This window comes from Pseudomonas morbosilactucae (assembly GCF_023241715.1).
Classification (GTDB): Bacteria; Pseudomonadota; Gammaproteobacteria; order Pseudomonadales; family Pseudomonadaceae; genus Aquipseudomonas; species Aquipseudomonas morbosilactucae.
The window spans coordinates 50,849-66,707 of the sequence record NZ_JALQCW010000049.1; the positions used below are offsets into that span (position 1 = coordinate 50,849).

Consider the following 15,859-nt stretch of genomic DNA (forward strand, 5'->3'; position numbering starts at 1 on the left):
ACTACTTGCCTGACCCATCAACCACTCCTACTGCCCAGACTGGGGCTTGATATGAAAAGCATGACGCCGACCACGCGTCGGGTCGTTCAACCCGCGCCAGGCGCCCTGCAGCATGCGCTGTTTTACTTGCGGTTACAGACGAACTGTTGACTGCGAGATTTGTAATGGCGCAACGGCGCGAAGCATAGCGCAGCGCTCGTCGTATTTCCCCTGCATAAAGCTGGTCAAGTCGGTCGACCATCGCTAGAATTGCGCACTTTTTGATCAGAGGCGCAGCCAGCGCCCAACCGTCGCACTTGCCCCCCAAGTGACGCGACACCCAATACCGAGGTTAGACATGTCCACCACCACCGCGCCGGCCAACCCGAAAGTCGGTTTTGTATCCCTGGGTTGCCCAAAAGCCCTGGTCGATTCCGAGCGCATCCTCACTCAACTGCGCATGGAAGGCTATGACGTGGTGTCCACCTACCAGGATGCCGACGTCGTGGTGGTCAACACCTGCGGCTTCATCGACTCGGCCAAGGCCGAATCCCTGGAAGTGATTGGCGAAGCCATCAAGGAAAACGGCAAGGTCATCGTCACCGGCTGCATGGGCGTGGAAGAAGGCAACATCCGTAACGTGCACCCTAGCGTGCTGGCGGTGACCGGCCCGCAGCAGTACGAGCAGGTGGTCAATGCCGTGCACGAAGTGGTGCCGCCGCGCCAGGACCACAACCCGCTGATCGACCTGGTGCCGCCACAAGGCATCAAGCTGACCCCGCGCCACTACGCGTACCTGAAGATTTCCGAAGGCTGCAACCACAGCTGCAGCTTCTGCATCATCCCGTCGATGCGCGGCAAACTGGTCAGCCGCCCGGTGGGCGACGTGCTCGACGAAGCCCAGCGCCTGGTCAAGTCCGGCGTGAAAGAGCTGCTGGTGATCTCCCAGGACACCAGCGCCTACGGCGTCGACGTCAAGTACCGCACCGGGTTCTGGAACGGCGCGCCGGTGAAGACCCGCATGACCGAACTCTGCGAGGCGCTGAGCACCCTGGGCGTTTGGGTCCGCCTGCACTACGTGTACCCGTACCCACACGTTGACGAACTGATCCCGCTGATGGCCGCCGGCAAGATCCTGCCGTACCTGGATATCCCGTTCCAGCACGCCAGCCCGAAAGTGCTGAAGTCGATGAAACGCCCGGCCTTCGAAGACAAGACCCTGGCGCGGATCAAGAACTGGCGCGAAATCTGCCCCGAGCTGATCATCCGCTCGACCTTTATCGTCGGCTTCCCCGGTGAAACCGAAGAAGACTTCCAGTACCTGCTGAACTGGCTGACCGAAGCCCAGCTGGACCGCGTCGGCTGCTTCCAGTACTCGCCGGTAGAAGGCGCACCCGCCAATGATCTGGACCTGGACGTGGTGCCGGACGAGGTCAAGCAGGACCGTTGGGAGCGCTTCATGGCGCACCAGCAGGCCATCAGCTCGGCCCGCCTGCAACAGCGCATCGGTAAAGAGATCGAAGTGCTGATCGATGAAGTCGACGAGCAAGGCGCCGTAGGCCGCTGCTTCTTCGACGCCCCGGAAATCGACGGCAACGTGTTCATCGACGGCGCCGGCGACCTGAAGCCGGGTGACAAGGTCTGGTGCCGAGTCACCGACGCCGACGAGTACGACCTCTGGGCCGAAACCCTGTAAGGCGTAAAAACTGAAAAGCCCCGCCCTCTGACGAGATGCGGGGCTTTTTTAGGTCTATCGTTTGCTCTGGGATCGACGTCGATCCCTTCATCAGGAGCAGGCGGCATGCGCCCACATTCGGTCATCCACACCCCACGACACACCGACTACCCGGAACTGACCCAGGTCTGGGAAGACTCGGTGCGCGCCACCCATGACTTCCTCCCAGAGAGCTACATCCAGGTCTTGAAAAAGCTGGTGCTGACCCGCTACCTGGACGCGGTGATGCTGATCTGCACGCGGGATTCGCGTCAGCACATCACCGGTTTTGCCGGGGTGGCCGCGGGCAAGGTGGAGATGCTGTTTATCGATCCGGTGCACCGTGGCCAGGGCCTGGGCAGGCAACTGCTGTGGTACGCCATCGAGCACCTGAATGCCGACCAGCTCGACGTCAACGAACAGAACCCCCAAGCCGTAGGCTTCTACTTCAAGCAGGGTTTCGAGATCATCGGCCGCACCGAGCACGACGGCATGGGGCAACCCTATCCGTTACTGCATCTGCGTTTGAAGCAACAGTCGCTGCACGCGTTACGCGGCTAAAAGCCACAGCCTGCAAATGGACCCGCGATTAACCGGCGCCAGGCAGGTACAATGCGTACCCACTTTTGTTACGGCCCCTGTCATGACTGACCCGATTCGTCTCTCCAAACGCCTCATCGAACTCGTCGGCTGTTCCCGCCGGGAGGCTGAGCTGTTCATTGAGGGCGGCTGGGTCACCGTGGACGGCGAGGTCATCGACGAGCCGCAATTCAAGGTCGAGAACCAGAAGGTCGAGCTCGACCCGGAGGCCAAGGCCACCGCGCCGGAGCCCGTAACCCTGCTGCTCAACGTACCCGCCGGCCAGGACCTGGACAGCGCCATGCAATCCCTCGGCGCGGCCTCCTTGTCCGAAGAGCACCGCTACGGCAAACGTCCGCTCAAGGGTCACTTCCTGCGCCTGACCGCCAGCGCCGACCTGCAGGCCAACGCCAGCGGCCTGCTGGTGTTCACCCAGGACTGGAAGATCCTGCGCAAGCTCACCGCCGACTCGGCGAAGATCGAGCAGGAATACGTGATCGAGGTTTCCGGCGAGATGGTGGCCCACGGCCTCAATCGCCTGAACCACGGCCTGAGCTACAAAGGCCGGGAATTGCCGGCCGTCAAAGCCAGCTGGCAGAACGAAAATCGCCTGCGCTTCGCCATGAAGAACCCGCAACCGGGCGTGATCGCCCAACTCTGCGAAGCCGTGGGCCTGAAAGTGGTAGCCATTCGCCGGATCCGTATCGGCGGCGTGTCCATCGGCAAGGTGCCGTTGGGCCAGTGGCGCTACCTGTCGGCCAAAGAAAAGTTCTAAGCCCCCCATTCCGACGCCGCGCCCCTTGCGCGGCGCTCCAGACGCATTGATCAGGACACAAGCCATGATTCATAACGACGTACTGCGCAGCGTGCGCTACATGCTCGACATCAGCGACAAGAAAGTGGTCGAGATCATCAAGCTCGGCGGTATGAACGTCACCCTGGCCGACCTCGTGACCTACCTCGACAAGAAAGAAGAAGACGAGGAAGGCTTCGTCCGCTGCCCGGACGAGGTCATGGCGCACTTCCTTGATGGCCTGGTGATTTTCAAGCGCGGCAAGGACGAAAGCCGTCCGCCGCAACCGATCGAAGTACCGGTGACCAACAACATCATCCTCAAGAAGCTGCGGGTGGCCTTCGAACTCAAGGAAGACGACATGCACGCCATCCTCAAGGCGGCCGAGTTCCCGGTGTCCAAGCCTGAGTTGAGCGCCCTGTTCCGCAAGTTCGGCCACACCAACTACCGTCCTTGCGGCGACCAGTTGCTGCGCAACTTCCTCAAGGGCCTGACCCTGCGCGTTCGTCCCTGAGAACCTGCTCTGAGCCCTCCTCCAGAGGCGGCCGACTGCGGTCACCGCCTCTGCGCATGACGCTGTATTCCCTGCAAAAATAGTGGCTTCGCTACACCCGTCTGACGACTAGGGTATGCACTGATCCCAAGCCCTCAGGACTCGCCATGCACCCTTATTTCTCCATGCAAGGCCGCACCGCCCTGGTGACCGGCGGCACTCGTGGCATCGGCAAAATGATTGCCAAGGCCTTTGTTGACGCCGGCGCCAGCGTCTATGTCTGTGCCCGGGATGCCGAAGCCTGCCGGCAAACCGCCGAAGAACTCAGCGCCCTGGGGCAGTGCCAGGGCCTGGCCGCCAACCTGGCCACTGAGGACGGCGTGCAACAGTTGGTCGCACGCCTGGAACAGCAGATCGGCCAGCTGGATATTCTGGTGAACAACGCCGGCACCACCTGGGGAGCCCCGCTGGAAAGCTACCCGGCCAAGGGTTGGGAAAAGGTCATGCAACTGAACGTGACCTCGGTCTTCACCTGCATCCAGCAATGCCTGCCGCTGCTGCGCAAAGCCGGCTCAGAACAGAACCCGGCGCGGATCATCAATATCGGCTCGGTGGCGGGCATCGCCTCCTTTGGCGAACAGGCGTACGCCTACGGCCCGAGCAAGGCAGCCCTGCACCAGTTGTCGCGAATTCTCGCCCGCGAGCTGGTCAGCCAGCACATCAACGTCAACGTGATCGCCCCCGGGCGCTTCCCCAGCAAAATGACCCAGCACATCGGCAACGACGAGCAGGCACTGGCCGAGGACACGGCGCTGATCCCGATGAAGCGCTGGGGCCGGGAAGAAGAAATGGCCGCCCTGGCCATCAGCCTGGCGAGCACAGCTGGGGCTTACATGACCGGCAACATCATTCCATTGGACGGTGGATTCAGCCTGTAAGGGAGCTTCGGCTTCGCCGGCAAGCCGGATCCTACGGGGACGAACGGGTTATCATGCGACTCCCTTCCGGCCTCGACCTCAGATCATGACCTACAGCGTTTCTCCTATCGGTTTCGTTCGTTCCTGCTTCAAGGAGAAGTTCGCCATCCCGCGCCAGCCGCAACTGGCGCCGGCAGCCCGTGGTGTATTGGAGCTGGTGGCACCCTTCGATCAGGGCGATGCCGTGCAAGGGCTGGAGCAGGTCAGCCATGTGTGGCTGCTGTTTCTGTTTCACCAAGCCCTGGAAGACAAGCCGCGACTCAAGGTTCGCCCACCCCGCCTGGGGGGCAACAAATCCATGGGGGTGTTCGCCACTCGCGCCACCCATCGTCCCAATGGCATCGGCCAGTCGGTGGTCAAGCTGGACAAGGTCGAGGCCAACCGCCTGTGGATCTCCGGCATCGACCTGCTGGACGGCACGCCGATCCTCGACATCAAACCCTACGTGCCTTACGCCGACATCATTGATACCGCCACCAACAGCATCGCCAGCGCTGCGCCGCAGCTGATTGGCGTGCAGTGGCTGAAGACGGCGCTGCAACAGGCACAAGGCCACGCTCAGCGCCTTGACGAGCCATTGGTGGCATTGATCGAACAGTGCCTGGCACAGGACCCACGTCCGGCGTACCAGACACCGGCACCCGAGCGGGAATACGGTGCGCAGTTCTGGGACGTGGATGTGCGTTGGCATTACCCGGAACCCGGGATGATTTGCGTATTGGAAGTGGTTCCAGCGCAATAACCGGCAGAAACGAAAAAGCCCGCGCTGCCTTCTCAGGCAACGCGGGCTTTTCAGTGCTGCTGGGGTGCTTACTTCTCGACGAACGCACGCTCGATCAGGTAGTCACCCGGCTCGCGCATACGCGGCGAAACTTTCAGGCCGAAGCTGTTGAGCACTTCGCTGGTCTCGTCGAGCATGCTCGGGCTGCCGCACAGCATGGCGCGGTCGTCCTGCGGGTTGATCGGCGGCAGGCCGATGTCGCTGAACAGCTTGCCGCTGCGCATCAAATCGGTCAGGCGGCCTTCGTTTTCGAACGGCTCGCGGGTCACGGTTGGGTAGTAGATCAACTTCTCACGCAGCGCTTCGCCGAAGAACTCGTTCTGCGGCAGGTGCTCGGTGATGAACTCGCGGTAAGCGACTTCGTTGACGTAACGCACGCCGTGGCACAGGATCACTTTCTCGAAACGCTCGTAGGTTTCCGGATCCTGGATCACGCTCATAAACGGCGCCAGGCCAGTGCCGGTGCTGAGCAGGTACAGGTGTTTACCCGGCTTCAAGTCATCCAGCACCAGGGTGCCGGTAGGCTTTTTGCTGATGATGATCTCGTCGCCTTCCTTAAGGTGCTGCAATTGCGACGTCAGCGGACCATCAGGAACCTTGATGCTGAAGAACTCCAGATGCTCTTCCCAGTTCGGGCTGGCAATGGAGTAAGCGCGCATAAGCGGGCGGCCGTTAGGCTGTTGCAGGCCGATCATCACGAACTGACCGTTCTCGAAGCGCAGACCCGGATCGCGGGTGCACTTGAAGCTGAACAGAGTGTCGTTCCAGTGATGAACACTGAGGACACGCTCGTGGTTCATGTTGCTCATGTACGGGGGCTCCTAGAAATTGCCTGCGCTGACCATGAGCGCAATTGCACAGCATTCTAATGGCGGCGACAATATCTGTTAACTGGATTATTAAGATAAGGGTTATCGGTTATATCGATATGCGATTTACTCTCCGTCAACTGCAAGTCTTCGTCGCCGTCGCCCAGCAAGAGAGTGTCTCTCGTGCTGCCGGCCTGCTGGCCCTTTCCCAATCGGCGGCGAGCACCTCGATCACCGAACTCGAACGGCAATCCAGTTGCCAACTGTTCGATCGTGCCGGCAAACGCCTGAGCCTCAATGCCCTGGGCAAACAGTTACTGCCCCAGGCGGTGGCGTTGCTGGACCAGGCCAAAGAGATCGAAGACCTGCTCAACGGTAAATCCGGCTTTGGTTCGCTGTCGGTCGGCGCCACCCTGACCATCGGCAACTACCTGGCCACCTTGCTGATCGGCAGCTTCATGCAGCGCCATCCGGAAAGCCAGGTGAAGCTGCATGTGCAAAACACCGCGCACATCGTGCAGCAAGTGGCCCATTACGAAATTGATCTGGGTCTGATCGAAGGCGACTGCAGCCACCCGGACATCGAAGTGCAGACCTGGGTCGAGGACGAACTGGTGGTGTTCTGCGCACCCCAGCATCCCCTGGCCCAACGCGGCCAGGCCAGCATGGAAGAGTTGACCCACGAAGCCTGGATCCTGCGCGAACAAGGCTCGGGCACCCGCCTGACCTTCGACCAGGCCATGCGTCATCACCGCAGCGCGCTGAACATTCGCCTGGAGCTGGAACACACCGAGGCCATCAAGCGTGCGGTGGAGTCGGGATTGGGGATTGGCTGTATTTCAAGACTGGCGCTGCGCGACGCGTTCCGTCGCGGCAGCCTGGTGGCGGTGGAAACCCCGGACCTGGATCTGGCCCGGCAGTTCTACTTCATCTGGCACAAACAGAAGTACCAGACATCAGCGATGCGCGAGTTTCTCGAACTCTGCCGGTCGTTCACCGCCGGCGTGCAGCGCAGTGACGAAATCGTCCTGCCGAGCATTCCCTAGATCAGAATCACCGCCCAGACCAAGGCGATCATGCTCAAGGCCACGAACTGCGCCGCGCTGCCCATGTCCTTGGCGTTCTTGGACAGCGGGTGGCGATCCAGGGAGATCCGGTCGATGGCCGCTTCCACTGCCGAGTTCAGCAACTCGACGATCAACGCCAGCAGGCAAACAGCAATCAACAGGGCCCGCTCGACGCGGCTGACATTGAGCCAGAACGCCACGGGAATCAGGACCACATTGAGCAGCACCAGTTGGCGGAAGGCCGCCTCGCCCGTGAAGGCTGCGCGCAAACCATCGAACGAGTAGCCCGAAGCATTGAGGATACGTTTAAGACCGGTTTGACCCTTGAAAGGCGACATATAAGTAGGCAACTGAAAAAAGAAGTAAGGAAACTAGTTCAACAAAAGTCAAAAAAGCGTGAAGAAACAGCCCGTTAATGGCTGGAAATTGACTCAAGTTGTTGCAGCAACAACGCCGCCTGCGTACGGGTACGCACCCCGAGTTTGCGGAAGATGGCCGTCACATGAGCCTTGATGGTCGCTTCCGAGACACTCAATTCATAAGCGATCTGCTTGTTGAGCAAGCCCTCACAAACCATGGTCAGCACCCTGAACTGCTGGGGCGTCAGGCTGGCGAGGCCTTCACTGGCGGCCTTGGCCTCAGCGGACACACTGACCTGCTCGAAGGCTTGCGGCGGCCACCAGACATCGCCATCCAACACACTGCGCACGGCTTTCTGAATGACTTCCAGGGAGCTGGACTTGGGAATGAAGCCACTGGCACCAAACTCACGAGAACGCACCATGACCGACGCTTCTTCCTGAGCCGAGACCATCACCACCGGAATCTGCGGGTATTGACCGCGCAGCAGCACCAACCCGGAAAAACCGTAAGCACCCGGCATGTTCAAGTCCAGCAGCACCAGGTCCCAGTCGGCTTTTTCATCGAGACGGGTTTCCAGCTCGGCGATGCTCGCCACCTCCACCAGACGTACATCCGGCCCCAGGCCCAACGTGACAGCCTGATGCAATGCACTGCGAAACAAAGGGTGGTCATCGGCAATCAGGATTTCGTATGTGGCCATTTTTCAAATGATCCTGTTTTTATGGCGGGACCGATGCATTCAGTCCTCACCCAAGCAACACAGGTAACCGGCAAAGTGCGGCACCTTAAAGAGCACGATCAACGCCAAAGAGTCCGGTACAGCGGCGTTTCAAACTTCGGTCGCGCCCTAACCGGCGCCAAGCATGCCCAGCGTAGCCGGGGTGGTCAAGTTCGATGCTTTGCGGCACCTTAGCCGGCTAACTAATAAGAGTGCCATCATGCGAAGCCAAGCCCTGCGTGCCGATGTTCTGATGCTGATCACCGCCATGATCTGGGGCTCGGGGTTTGTGGCACAAGCCTCCGGCATGGACCATATCGGCCCCTTCCTTTACTCCGGCTTGCGCTTTGCGCTCGGCTCGCTGTGCCTGTTGCCCTTGGTGCTCCGACGCCATGATTCGGGAGCGGCCGCAGAACCCTTCATGACCCGAGGCCTGCTGTTGGGTGGCGGCCTCATGGGGCTCGCGCTGGCCCTGGGGATCAACCTGCAACAAGTCGGACTGATGTTCACCAGCGTCACCAATGCCGGATTCATTACCGGGCTCTACGTCATTGTAGTGCCCCTGATGGGACTGCTGATCGGGCAAAAGACCGGCCTGGGCACTTGGTTCGGCGCCGTGCTGGCCGTGTTCGGCATGTTCCTGCTCAGCGTCAGCGACAGCTTCCAGGTGGCTTCTGGTGATTGGCTGCAACTGATTGGCGCCTTTGTCTGGGGCGGGCATGTGGTGCTGGTGGGGATTTTCGCCAGCCGTCACGACGCGATTCGCCTGGCTTTCCTGCAATTCATCACCTGTTCGGTGATCAGCTTGCTGCTGGCACTGTGCCTGGAGCCGATCCAATGGTCCGCAATCATCGCCGCAGGTCCGGCCATTCTCTACGGTGGCATCGTCGCCGTCGGCATCGGCTACACCTTGCAAGTCGTCGCGCAAAAACATGCGATCGCCTCTCACGCAGCAATCATTCTGTCCTTGGAGGCCGTGTTCGCCGCAATCGCCGGCGCCTGGCTTCTGGGTGAGTCACTGCAAATGCGCGGTTACATTGGCTGCGCGCTGATGCTAAGCGGCATGCTGGTGGCCCAGCTCTGGCCAAGAAAACCAGAGCCGTATTCCGCGCCGGCTACAGAAAGGGCTTGAGGCGCTCGTGGGCCTCGTCATCCGGGTCAATCGAGCGTTGGAACTTGGCCGACAGGTAATGGGTACTGAAGACATCCAGGTACGCATCCAGCACTTGGCTGGCCGGCTGATCGTCCGCCAGCTCCAGGCACAGCGCCGCCACCTCGGCGGTGCAGAAATGATCGTCACGCTTGGAACGACGCAGTTTGTAGCGCGATAACTGCTCAGGCTCCAGGCTCAACACCGGCAAGTGCTCCAGATAAGGGCTCTTGCGAAACATCTTGCGGGCTTCACTCCAGGTGGCGTCCAGCAGGATAAACAGCGGACGCTTGCCTTCCTCCAGACGCACCTCGGTGACTACCCGCTCCGGTGCCACGAACTCTCCCGGAAAGACGATGTAAGGCTGCCACTGCGGATCGGCAATCAAGGCCAAAAGCGCTGGATCGACCTCCGTCCGTGACCAGGGAAAAGCGCTGGTGTCGCTGATCACATCGGCAATCAGCCAACCCGTATTACTGGGTTTCAGCGGCTCGACATCATGCATCACCAGGCACATGGCGGATCGGGCGGCGACGTTGGGCCGCCAGGCACACATGCAATGGCTGGGAATGACCCGACACCCCGGGCAACGTTCGCTCGCGAGCCACGTGCAACAAAGGGTTTGACGGCGCGAGCCAGGCGCTGGGCGCGCAAACGGGAAACAGCGTGGCTCATCGCACGCGGCACCGACAAAGGGGGGAAATCGACACGAAGGGCACTCGGCAGGGTAAAAAGTCGCGCAAGTTTATCAGAGCTATCTGAGCAAACCTGTACCGCCGGACTCCCACTCCCCTATAATTCGCCGCCACTGAACGCACAGAGGAGTGGCTGGTCGAAGCATCAGTCACTGCACCAGGAGAGTTTCATGCTGCGCTTTATCGTTCCTACCGTCGCCCTTCTGCTGGCGTTGCCCTTCAGCGCCCAGGCTGCGTCTTTGCAAGATTTCGAACTCGGCAAAATGCTGGAGAAGGTCGCGGCGGAGAGTAACGTCGGTACACCCCGAGAGATCAACGAAAACATCCTTGACCAGGGTTACACCGTCGAAGGTAAAGAGCTGATCAACCACCTCAGCGTCCAGGCCGAACACGCCGAGAAAATGCGCGCCAACCCCAAGGCCGTTTACCTGCAATTGGGCGCCAGCGTTTGCCGTAACCCGAACTACCGCAAGCTGATGGCCAAGGGCGCGATCATGCGTTACGAATTCACCGAGAACCGCACCAATCGCCCGGTGGCCTCGGCAAGCTTCAAGGAGTCCGATTGCCCGGCCCCGAGCAGCACCAAGAAGAAGTAATCACTCCTGGGCTGCGCGCCGCTGCAGGTCCTCGGCCCGCAGCTCGGCCAGCAAGGCTTGCAAATACCGCGAGCGACGCTCCTCCCCCTCCAGCCGGCGCCGGCATTCATCCTCGAAACTCAAGTGATTGTTGGCCGCCGCCGCTTGCAACAGCTGATACAGCTGCGCATCGATTTCCAGAATGACCTGGTTCATTCACCGCCTCCCTGCCCTCGCTTGTGCACGCCGATCAGCATCATCAGCCCCTTGCGTCTGCTCCTGACGCCGAGATGTCTTGTGGGCGCTGTACCTTAGTAAATCAGAGCCGGAAGCGGTTAGAGTGCCTTCTGACCAGCGGCAAAAGCCTCTGGCAAAGCAGCAACAAGCGGTTGCCAGGCAAGACTTTATGGGCACATGATCAAGTCACTGCCGGGGCATCATTGCCCAGGTTTGCCAGTCACTACGTTGGCGTTTCAGGGCCGATCAGGAGGGGTCGCCCACCCGAGTCTTGCAGTGCGAATACTGTCTAACATCAAGGAAAAATAGAACCTGTATGAGTGACTCGATCAGTGGCGTGATGTTTCATAGCGCCATCGAGTCAGGTGAACCAGTCAGGCGTGCGCCTGGGCTGGCAGCGACACAAGCAGTGTCGTGGAGCGGCTGAATACCTCGGCCGGGCCTGAGGTTCTATGCAGAAGGAGAAGCTGAATGCCTTACCAACCGAATGACCTCCTCAGTCATCATTTTCAGAACAACGGTGGCGACCTGACAAACAAGGTCGAAGAGCAACTCAACCTGATTGCTCCCAACAGTCCTAATATTCCTCTTTATCGCGACATGATCCTCACCGTCCTGCGCATGGCCCAGGATGACCTCAACCGCTGGAACGCAAAAATCACCCTGCAGGCCCTGCGCGAGTTGGAACACGCCTTTCGCGTGCTTGAGCAATTCAAGGGCCGACGCAAAGTGACGGTCTTCGGCTCGGCGCGCACGCCGGTTGAACACCCGCTCTATGGCATGGCACGGGAACTAGGGGCCGCCCTGGCTCGCTCCGACCTGATGGTGATCACTGGTGCCGGTGGCGGCATCATGGCCGCAGCCCATGAAGGTGCCGGCCTTGGGCATAGCCTGGGGTTCAACATCACCCTACCCTTTGAGCAGCACGCGAACTCCACGGTAGACGGCACGGACAACCTGCTGTCATTCCACTTCTTTTTTACCCGCAAGCTGTTCTTTGTCAAAGAAGCCGACGCCCTGGTGCTCTGCCCCGGTGGTTTTGGCACCCTGGACGAAGCGCTGGAAGTACTGACATTGATTCAGACGGGCAAGAGCCCTTTGGTGCCGGTGGTGCTGCTGGACGCCCCGGGCGGCCAGTTCTGGCAAGGCGCCCTGGACTTTATCCAGAATCAACTGGAAGCCAACCACTACATCCTGCCGGCCGACATGAAACTGGTGCGCCTGGTGCACAGCACCGAAGAGGCCGTGGCAGAAATCAACCAGTTCTACAGCAACTTCCACTCCAGCCGCTGGCTGAAGCATCAGTTCGTGATTCGCATGAATCACACGTTGAGCGAGCAGGCGCTGCAACACATGCAAGCGGCCTTCGCCGACCTATGCCTGAGCGATCATTTTCATCAACATGCCTACAGTGGCGAGGAACAGGACGACGTGCAATTCAGTCACCTGGCACGATTGTCGTTCACCTTCAACGCCCGCAACAACGGCCGTCTGCGTGAACTGATCGACTTCATCAACCTGCCGGAAAACTGGGCTAAAACTCAGACCCGGGCCCAACAACCGGCACGAGAACCGATCAAGGCCACTTGATCAACAGACACCGGCCCGCCATTCAGACTGCGGGCCTATCAGCCCATCAATCGTCCACACTTCGGCCGCTCAACAAGCGGCCGATCATGTCCATGGAATAACCCCGATAACTCAGGAAGCGGCCTTGCTTGGCACGCTCACGAGCGTCGATCGGCAAGTGTCCGGCGAATTTTCGCTGCCAGACATCCTGCAATTGCTCCTGCCAGTCAATACCGCACTCACGCAGGGCGAGGTCAATATCGCCACGCTGCAAGCCACGCTGGCTCAGCTCTTCACGAATACGCATAGGGCCGTAGCCGGATCGGGCACGGTAGGAAACAAAGCTTTCGAGGTAACGCGATTCGGACAACAGCCCGTCTTCCGTCAAGCGGTCGAGCGCTGTTTCGATCATTTCAGGAGGGGCGCCGCGCTGACGCAGTTTACGCGTCAGCTCGACTCGACCGTGCTCGCGTCGCGCGAGCAGGTCCATTGCGGTTCGCCGCACAGCGACGAGGGTATCGAGTACGGCGGTCATCGGATCAATCAGATATCAGCGTCGGCCAGGTCATCAACGCTTTCTTTGGCCAGCGAAGCTTTGACATCCGGAGTCGGAGTCAGCAGCTTGTCGCGGATCTGCTTCTCAAGAGCTGCTGCGATGTCCGGATTGTCTTGCAGGAACTTGGCCGAGTTGGCCTTGCCCTGGCCGATCTTGTTGCCGTTGTAGGCATACCAGGCACCGGACTTCTCGACAAAACCGTGCAACACGCCCAGGTCGATCATCTCGCCATTGAGGTAGATACCCTTGCCGTAAAGAATCTGGAACTCGGCCTGACGGAACGGCGAAGCTACCTTGTTCTTCACAACCTTGACGCGGGTTTCACTGCCTACGACTTCATCGCCATCTTTCACCGCGCCAGTACGACGGATGTCCAGGCGGACCGAAGCGTAGAACTTCAGCGCGTTACCACCGGTGGTGGTTTCCGGGCTGCCGAACATCACGCCGATCTTCATCCGGATCTGGTTGATGAAGATCACCAGGCAATTGGCGTTCTTGATGTTACCGGTGATTTTACGCAGCGCCTGGGACATCAGACGGGCTTGCAGACCCACGTGCATGTCGCCCATCTCGCCTTCGATCTCGGCCTTTGGCACCAGGGCTGCCACGGAGTCGACGATGATCACGTCGACCGCGTTGGAACGCACCAGCATGTCGGTGATTTCCAGGGCTTGTTCGCCAGTGTCTGGCTGCGAAACCAGCAGGTCATCAACGTTGACCCCCAGCTTGCCGGCGTATTCCGGGTCCAGTGCGTGCTCGGCGTCAACGAAGGCGCAGGTAGCGCCGGCTTTTTGTGCCTGGGCAATGACCGACAAGGTCAGGGTGGTTTTACCGGAAGATTCAGGACCGTAGATTTCAACGATACGGCCTTTTGGCAGACCGCCAATGCCGAGCGCAATGTCCAGACCCAGAGAGCCAGTGGAAATAGCCGGGATCGCCTGACGGTCCTGATCGCCCATACGCATTACGGCACCCTTGCCGAATTGACGTTCGATCTGACCCAGGGCCGCAGCCAAGGCTTTCTTCTTGTTGTCGTCCATTAAAGTCCTCACGTAATCAATAAGGCCTGACGGCCAACACCTGTATAAGTAGCCAGTATTATTCCACAGCGCTCGAAGATCGCCTACCCCTGATTTGCGATTTCTGCCGCTGCATGTTGCAGCAAGCCCTCTAGGGCGGCCTTCACCGTTTGTCGGCGGACTTCATCCCGATTCCCCGGGAAGAACCGGCACTCACTGACCAGCGTCTCGCCAGCGCCCCAGGCGAGCCAGACCGTACCCACCGGTTTCTGTGGTGAACCACCGTCCGGCCCGGCCACGCCACTGACCGCCACGGCGAAATGCGCCAGGCTTTTCTCCTGGGCACCGCGCACCATCGCCTCCACCACCTCACGACTGACCGCCCCCACTGACGTGAAGAACTCGCTCGGTACATTCAACTGCTGGGTTTTCTGGCGGTTGGAATAGGTAACGTAGCCAGCCTCGAACCAGGCCGAACTTCCCGGAATCCGGGTGATCGCCTCGGCAATACCGCCTCCGGTGCAGGACTCCGCCGTGGTGACGTGGGCATTCAGAACCTGTAAACGCCGGCCAAGTTCAGCGGCAAGCTGGGTAATTTCTTTCACGGTGCTCTCCTGATGGGACGGGCGTGAGGCTTACCGTACACGAGCAACCGAGGCTTGCAAGGCAGCGATCGGATCAAAAGATTAACGCGTGATGGCCCTGACATACGCCTGGCATGCCTGCAACGCAATCAATCCGCGGTCACCGGCGTCGGTGATGGCGACAATTCGTTGAGCATGCGCCGGGTCAAGTCGGGCTCGTGCGCCTCCATGAACCAGGCCGGTGCCGGCGGAGGCGGCAGGCACTGGACCAGCGACGGCGGCATCGGTGCTATCGAGGAGGACTGACAAGCGCAGATCAGCAGTGGCAAGGCGGTCGCGCAGGCGACCTTGATCACGTTGTGCATCGCTCAAGGCTCGGTAATAAGCATGGTCATTGGCTTGAAGTCGCTGCTCCAGCGCCAGGTGTTTGGCCTGCTCGGCACGCTGCTGGGCAGCGGCCGCCAGGGTGGCTTGGTTCAAGGCTTCACTGTGCAACCGGGCCTGCTCTGACAGCCGGCGAGCGTAGCGCCCATCGAGAATCTGCCAGGTCAGGGCCGAAGCGCCGCCCGCCACCAAGGCCAGCAACACCACGACCGCAACCACTCGCCAGGAACCCGGGATCAGGCCGAAGGCTGGCATAGCACCGCCCTCGCCCTGGCCCAGAGCTGCAGGCGATCCTGCAACCCGTTCAACCCGCCATTGATCCGACGGGTAATGCTGTTGAACTCATCGCGATCGGCCAGGGCATTGAGCCCGCCGCGCTCCCAGAACCAGGCCGCCGACTCGGCGGCCCATTGTGCTTGCTCCAGCAGCTCCGGCAGTTCCAGCAGACGCTCATCGCCAAACAGCCCAAGGCTGCATTGGCGATAGTTGCTGCGCCCCGTGATCTGGATCAGGCCGCGGCCGCGAAAGCGCTGGCCATCGCCATCGGCCTCCGGGGTATTGCCCAGGCGTGCGGCCAGAGTGCCGGTGTCGTATTTACTCAGGTACTGCTCACTGCCCAGTTCGCGTACGTATTGCAGCTGACCGGACTCATGACCGATCTGCGCCAGAAACGCCGCCTGGCGTTTTGGCGTGGTGATCTCTCGATGGGCCATGGCCGCATTCAGCACGGAAACAAAAACGCCCGCTTGGCGGCGGGCGTTGGGCATGATCTGTTGCAGGTGTTGCTCGGTGATCTGCATAGGTTGGGACTCGGAAG

19 protein-coding genes and 1 pseudogene are annotated in these 15,859 nt (G+C 60.2%); 10 read left to right on the forward strand and 10 right to left on the reverse strand.

Going from position 1 to position 15,859, the window contains the following annotated elements; genetic code table 11:
• Positions 1 to 337 precede the first annotated feature (337 nt).
• From rimO to tsaA, 6 genes are all read left to right on the forward strand, one after another.
• The gene (gene rimO, locus M1B34_RS19045) at positions 338 to 1,675 is read left to right on the forward strand and encodes a 30S ribosomal protein S12 methylthiotransferase RimO (RefSeq protein WP_268265947.1); all 1,338 of its coding nucleotides are present in this window, start codon (positions 338 to 340) and stop codon (positions 1,673 to 1,675) included.
• Positions 1,676 to 1,780: 105 nt separating this feature from the next.
• Positions 1,781 to 2,254 carry a GNAT family N-acetyltransferase gene (locus M1B34_RS19050; protein WP_268265948.1) on the forward strand — a complete coding sequence of 158 codons (474 nt, stop codon included), beginning with the start codon at positions 1,781 to 1,783 and terminating at the stop codon, positions 2,252 to 2,254.
• Positions 2,255 to 2,336: 82 nt separating this feature from the next.
• The gene (locus tag M1B34_RS19055) at positions 2,337 to 3,047 is read left to right on the forward strand and encodes an rRNA pseudouridine synthase (RefSeq protein WP_123336570.1); all 711 of its coding nucleotides are present in this window, start codon (positions 2,337 to 2,339) and stop codon (positions 3,045 to 3,047) included.
• A 64-nt stretch (positions 3,048 to 3,111) separates the two neighbouring features.
• Positions 3,112 to 3,579: a YehS family protein gene (locus M1B34_RS19060; RefSeq protein ID WP_123336571.1), complete on the forward strand. Its 468-nt coding sequence runs from the start codon at positions 3,112 to 3,114 to the stop codon at positions 3,577 to 3,579.
• A gap of 146 nt (positions 3,580 to 3,725) precedes the next feature.
• Complete coding sequence (locus M1B34_RS19065) at positions 3,726 to 4,496, forward strand: SDR family oxidoreductase (protein ID WP_268265949.1); 771 nt, start codon at positions 3,726 to 3,728, stop codon at positions 4,494 to 4,496.
• Between the two features lie 85 nt (positions 4,497 to 4,581).
• Positions 4,582 to 5,277, forward strand: a complete 696-nt coding sequence (gene tsaA, locus M1B34_RS19070) for a tRNA (N6-threonylcarbamoyladenosine(37)-N6)-methyltransferase TrmO (RefSeq protein ID WP_268265950.1) — start codon at positions 4,582 to 4,584, stop codon at positions 5,275 to 5,277.
• Positions 5,278 to 5,345: 68 nt separating this feature from the next.
• Here the strand turns inward: tsaA and fpr are convergent, their stop codons facing one another.
• Complete coding sequence (fpr, locus tag M1B34_RS19075) at positions 5,346 to 6,125, reverse strand: ferredoxin-NADP reductase (protein ID WP_019827846.1); 780 nt, start codon at positions 6,123 to 6,125, stop codon at positions 5,346 to 5,348.
• Positions 6,126 to 6,244: 119 nt separating this feature from the next.
• Between fpr and M1B34_RS19080 the strand changes: the two genes are divergently transcribed.
• Positions 6,245 to 7,171 (forward strand): LysR family transcriptional regulator, encoded by a 927-nt coding sequence (locus tag M1B34_RS19080; protein ID WP_123336574.1) that lies wholly within the window; start codon positions 6,245 to 6,247, stop codon positions 7,169 to 7,171.
• On the opposite strand, the gene M1B34_RS19085 is transcribed toward M1B34_RS19080, so the two are convergent.
• Together M1B34_RS19085 and erdR are read right to left on the reverse strand one after the other, a co-directional pair.
• Positions 7,168 to 7,530 (reverse strand): diacylglycerol kinase, encoded by a 363-nt coding sequence (locus tag M1B34_RS19085; RefSeq protein WP_268265951.1) that lies wholly within the window; start codon positions 7,528 to 7,530, stop codon positions 7,168 to 7,170. The genes M1B34_RS19080 and M1B34_RS19085 overlap by 4 nt on opposite strands.
• A 74-nt stretch (positions 7,531 to 7,604) precedes the next feature.
• On the reverse strand, positions 7,605 to 8,255 hold the full coding sequence (gene erdR, locus M1B34_RS19090) for a response regulator transcription factor ErdR (protein ID WP_123336576.1): 651 nt from the start codon (positions 8,253 to 8,255) through the stop codon (positions 7,605 to 7,607).
• A gap of 238 nt (positions 8,256 to 8,493) precedes the next feature.
• On the opposite strand from erdR, the gene M1B34_RS19095 reads away from it, so the two are divergent.
• Positions 8,494 to 9,405: a DMT family transporter gene (locus M1B34_RS19095; protein ID WP_268265970.1), complete on the forward strand. Its 912-nt coding sequence runs from the start codon at positions 8,494 to 8,496 to the stop codon at positions 9,403 to 9,405.
• On the opposite strand, the pseudogene M1B34_RS19100 reads toward M1B34_RS19095, so the two are convergent.
• Positions 9,389 to 10,098 (reverse strand): annotated as a pseudogene (locus M1B34_RS19100) (tRNA-uridine aminocarboxypropyltransferase). The gene M1B34_RS19095 and the pseudogene M1B34_RS19100 sit on opposite strands and share 17 nt — an antisense overlap.
• Positions 10,099 to 10,288: 190 nt before the next feature.
• Here M1B34_RS19100 and M1B34_RS19105 point away from each other — a divergent pair.
• The gene (locus M1B34_RS19105; protein ID WP_268265952.1) at positions 10,289 to 10,714 is read left to right on the forward strand and encodes a quorum-sensing-regulated virulence factor family protein; all 426 of its coding nucleotides are present in this window, start codon (positions 10,289 to 10,291) and stop codon (positions 10,712 to 10,714) included.
• On the opposite strand, the gene M1B34_RS19110 is transcribed toward M1B34_RS19105, so the two are convergent.
• A complete protein-coding gene (locus tag M1B34_RS19110; RefSeq protein WP_268265953.1) occupies positions 10,715 to 10,909 on the reverse strand; it encodes a hypothetical protein in 195 nt (64 codons plus the stop codon). It lies immediately after the preceding gene.
• A gap of 492 nt (positions 10,910 to 11,401) precedes the next feature.
• Between M1B34_RS19110 and M1B34_RS19115 the strand changes: the two genes are divergently transcribed.
• Positions 11,402 to 12,520 carry an LOG family protein gene (locus M1B34_RS19115; RefSeq protein ID WP_268265954.1) on the forward strand — a complete coding sequence of 373 codons (1,119 nt, stop codon included), beginning with the start codon at positions 11,402 to 11,404 and terminating at the stop codon, positions 12,518 to 12,520.
• 46 nt (positions 12,521 to 12,566) lie between these two features.
• Here the strand turns inward: M1B34_RS19115 and recX are convergent, their stop codons facing one another.
• From recX to M1B34_RS19140, 5 genes are all read right to left on the reverse strand, one after another.
• Complete coding sequence (gene recX, locus M1B34_RS19120; protein ID WP_268263641.1) at positions 12,567 to 13,034, reverse strand: recombination regulator RecX; 468 nt, start codon at positions 13,032 to 13,034, stop codon at positions 12,567 to 12,569.
• Positions 13,035 to 13,042: 8 nt separating this feature from the next.
• Positions 13,043 to 14,095 carry a recombinase RecA gene (recA, locus tag M1B34_RS19125; protein WP_123336583.1) on the reverse strand — a complete coding sequence of 351 codons (1,053 nt, stop codon included), beginning with the start codon at positions 14,093 to 14,095 and terminating at the stop codon, positions 13,043 to 13,045.
• An 83-nt stretch (positions 14,096 to 14,178) separates the two neighbouring features.
• Entirely contained in the window at positions 14,179 to 14,679 is a 501-nt protein-coding gene (locus tag M1B34_RS19130; RefSeq protein ID WP_123336585.1) for a CinA family protein, read from the reverse strand.
• A gap of 81 nt (positions 14,680 to 14,760) precedes the next feature.
• A complete protein-coding gene (locus tag M1B34_RS19135) occupies positions 14,761 to 15,297 on the reverse strand; it encodes a lysis system spanin subunit (RefSeq protein ID WP_268265955.1) in 537 nt (178 codons plus the stop codon).
• A complete protein-coding gene (locus M1B34_RS19140) occupies positions 15,279 to 15,842 on the reverse strand; it encodes a glycoside hydrolase family 19 protein (protein ID WP_268265956.1) in 564 nt (187 codons plus the stop codon). Before M1B34_RS19140 ends, M1B34_RS19135 begins: the two co-directional genes overlap by 19 nt.
• Positions 15,843 to 15,859: the final 17 nt, after the last annotated feature.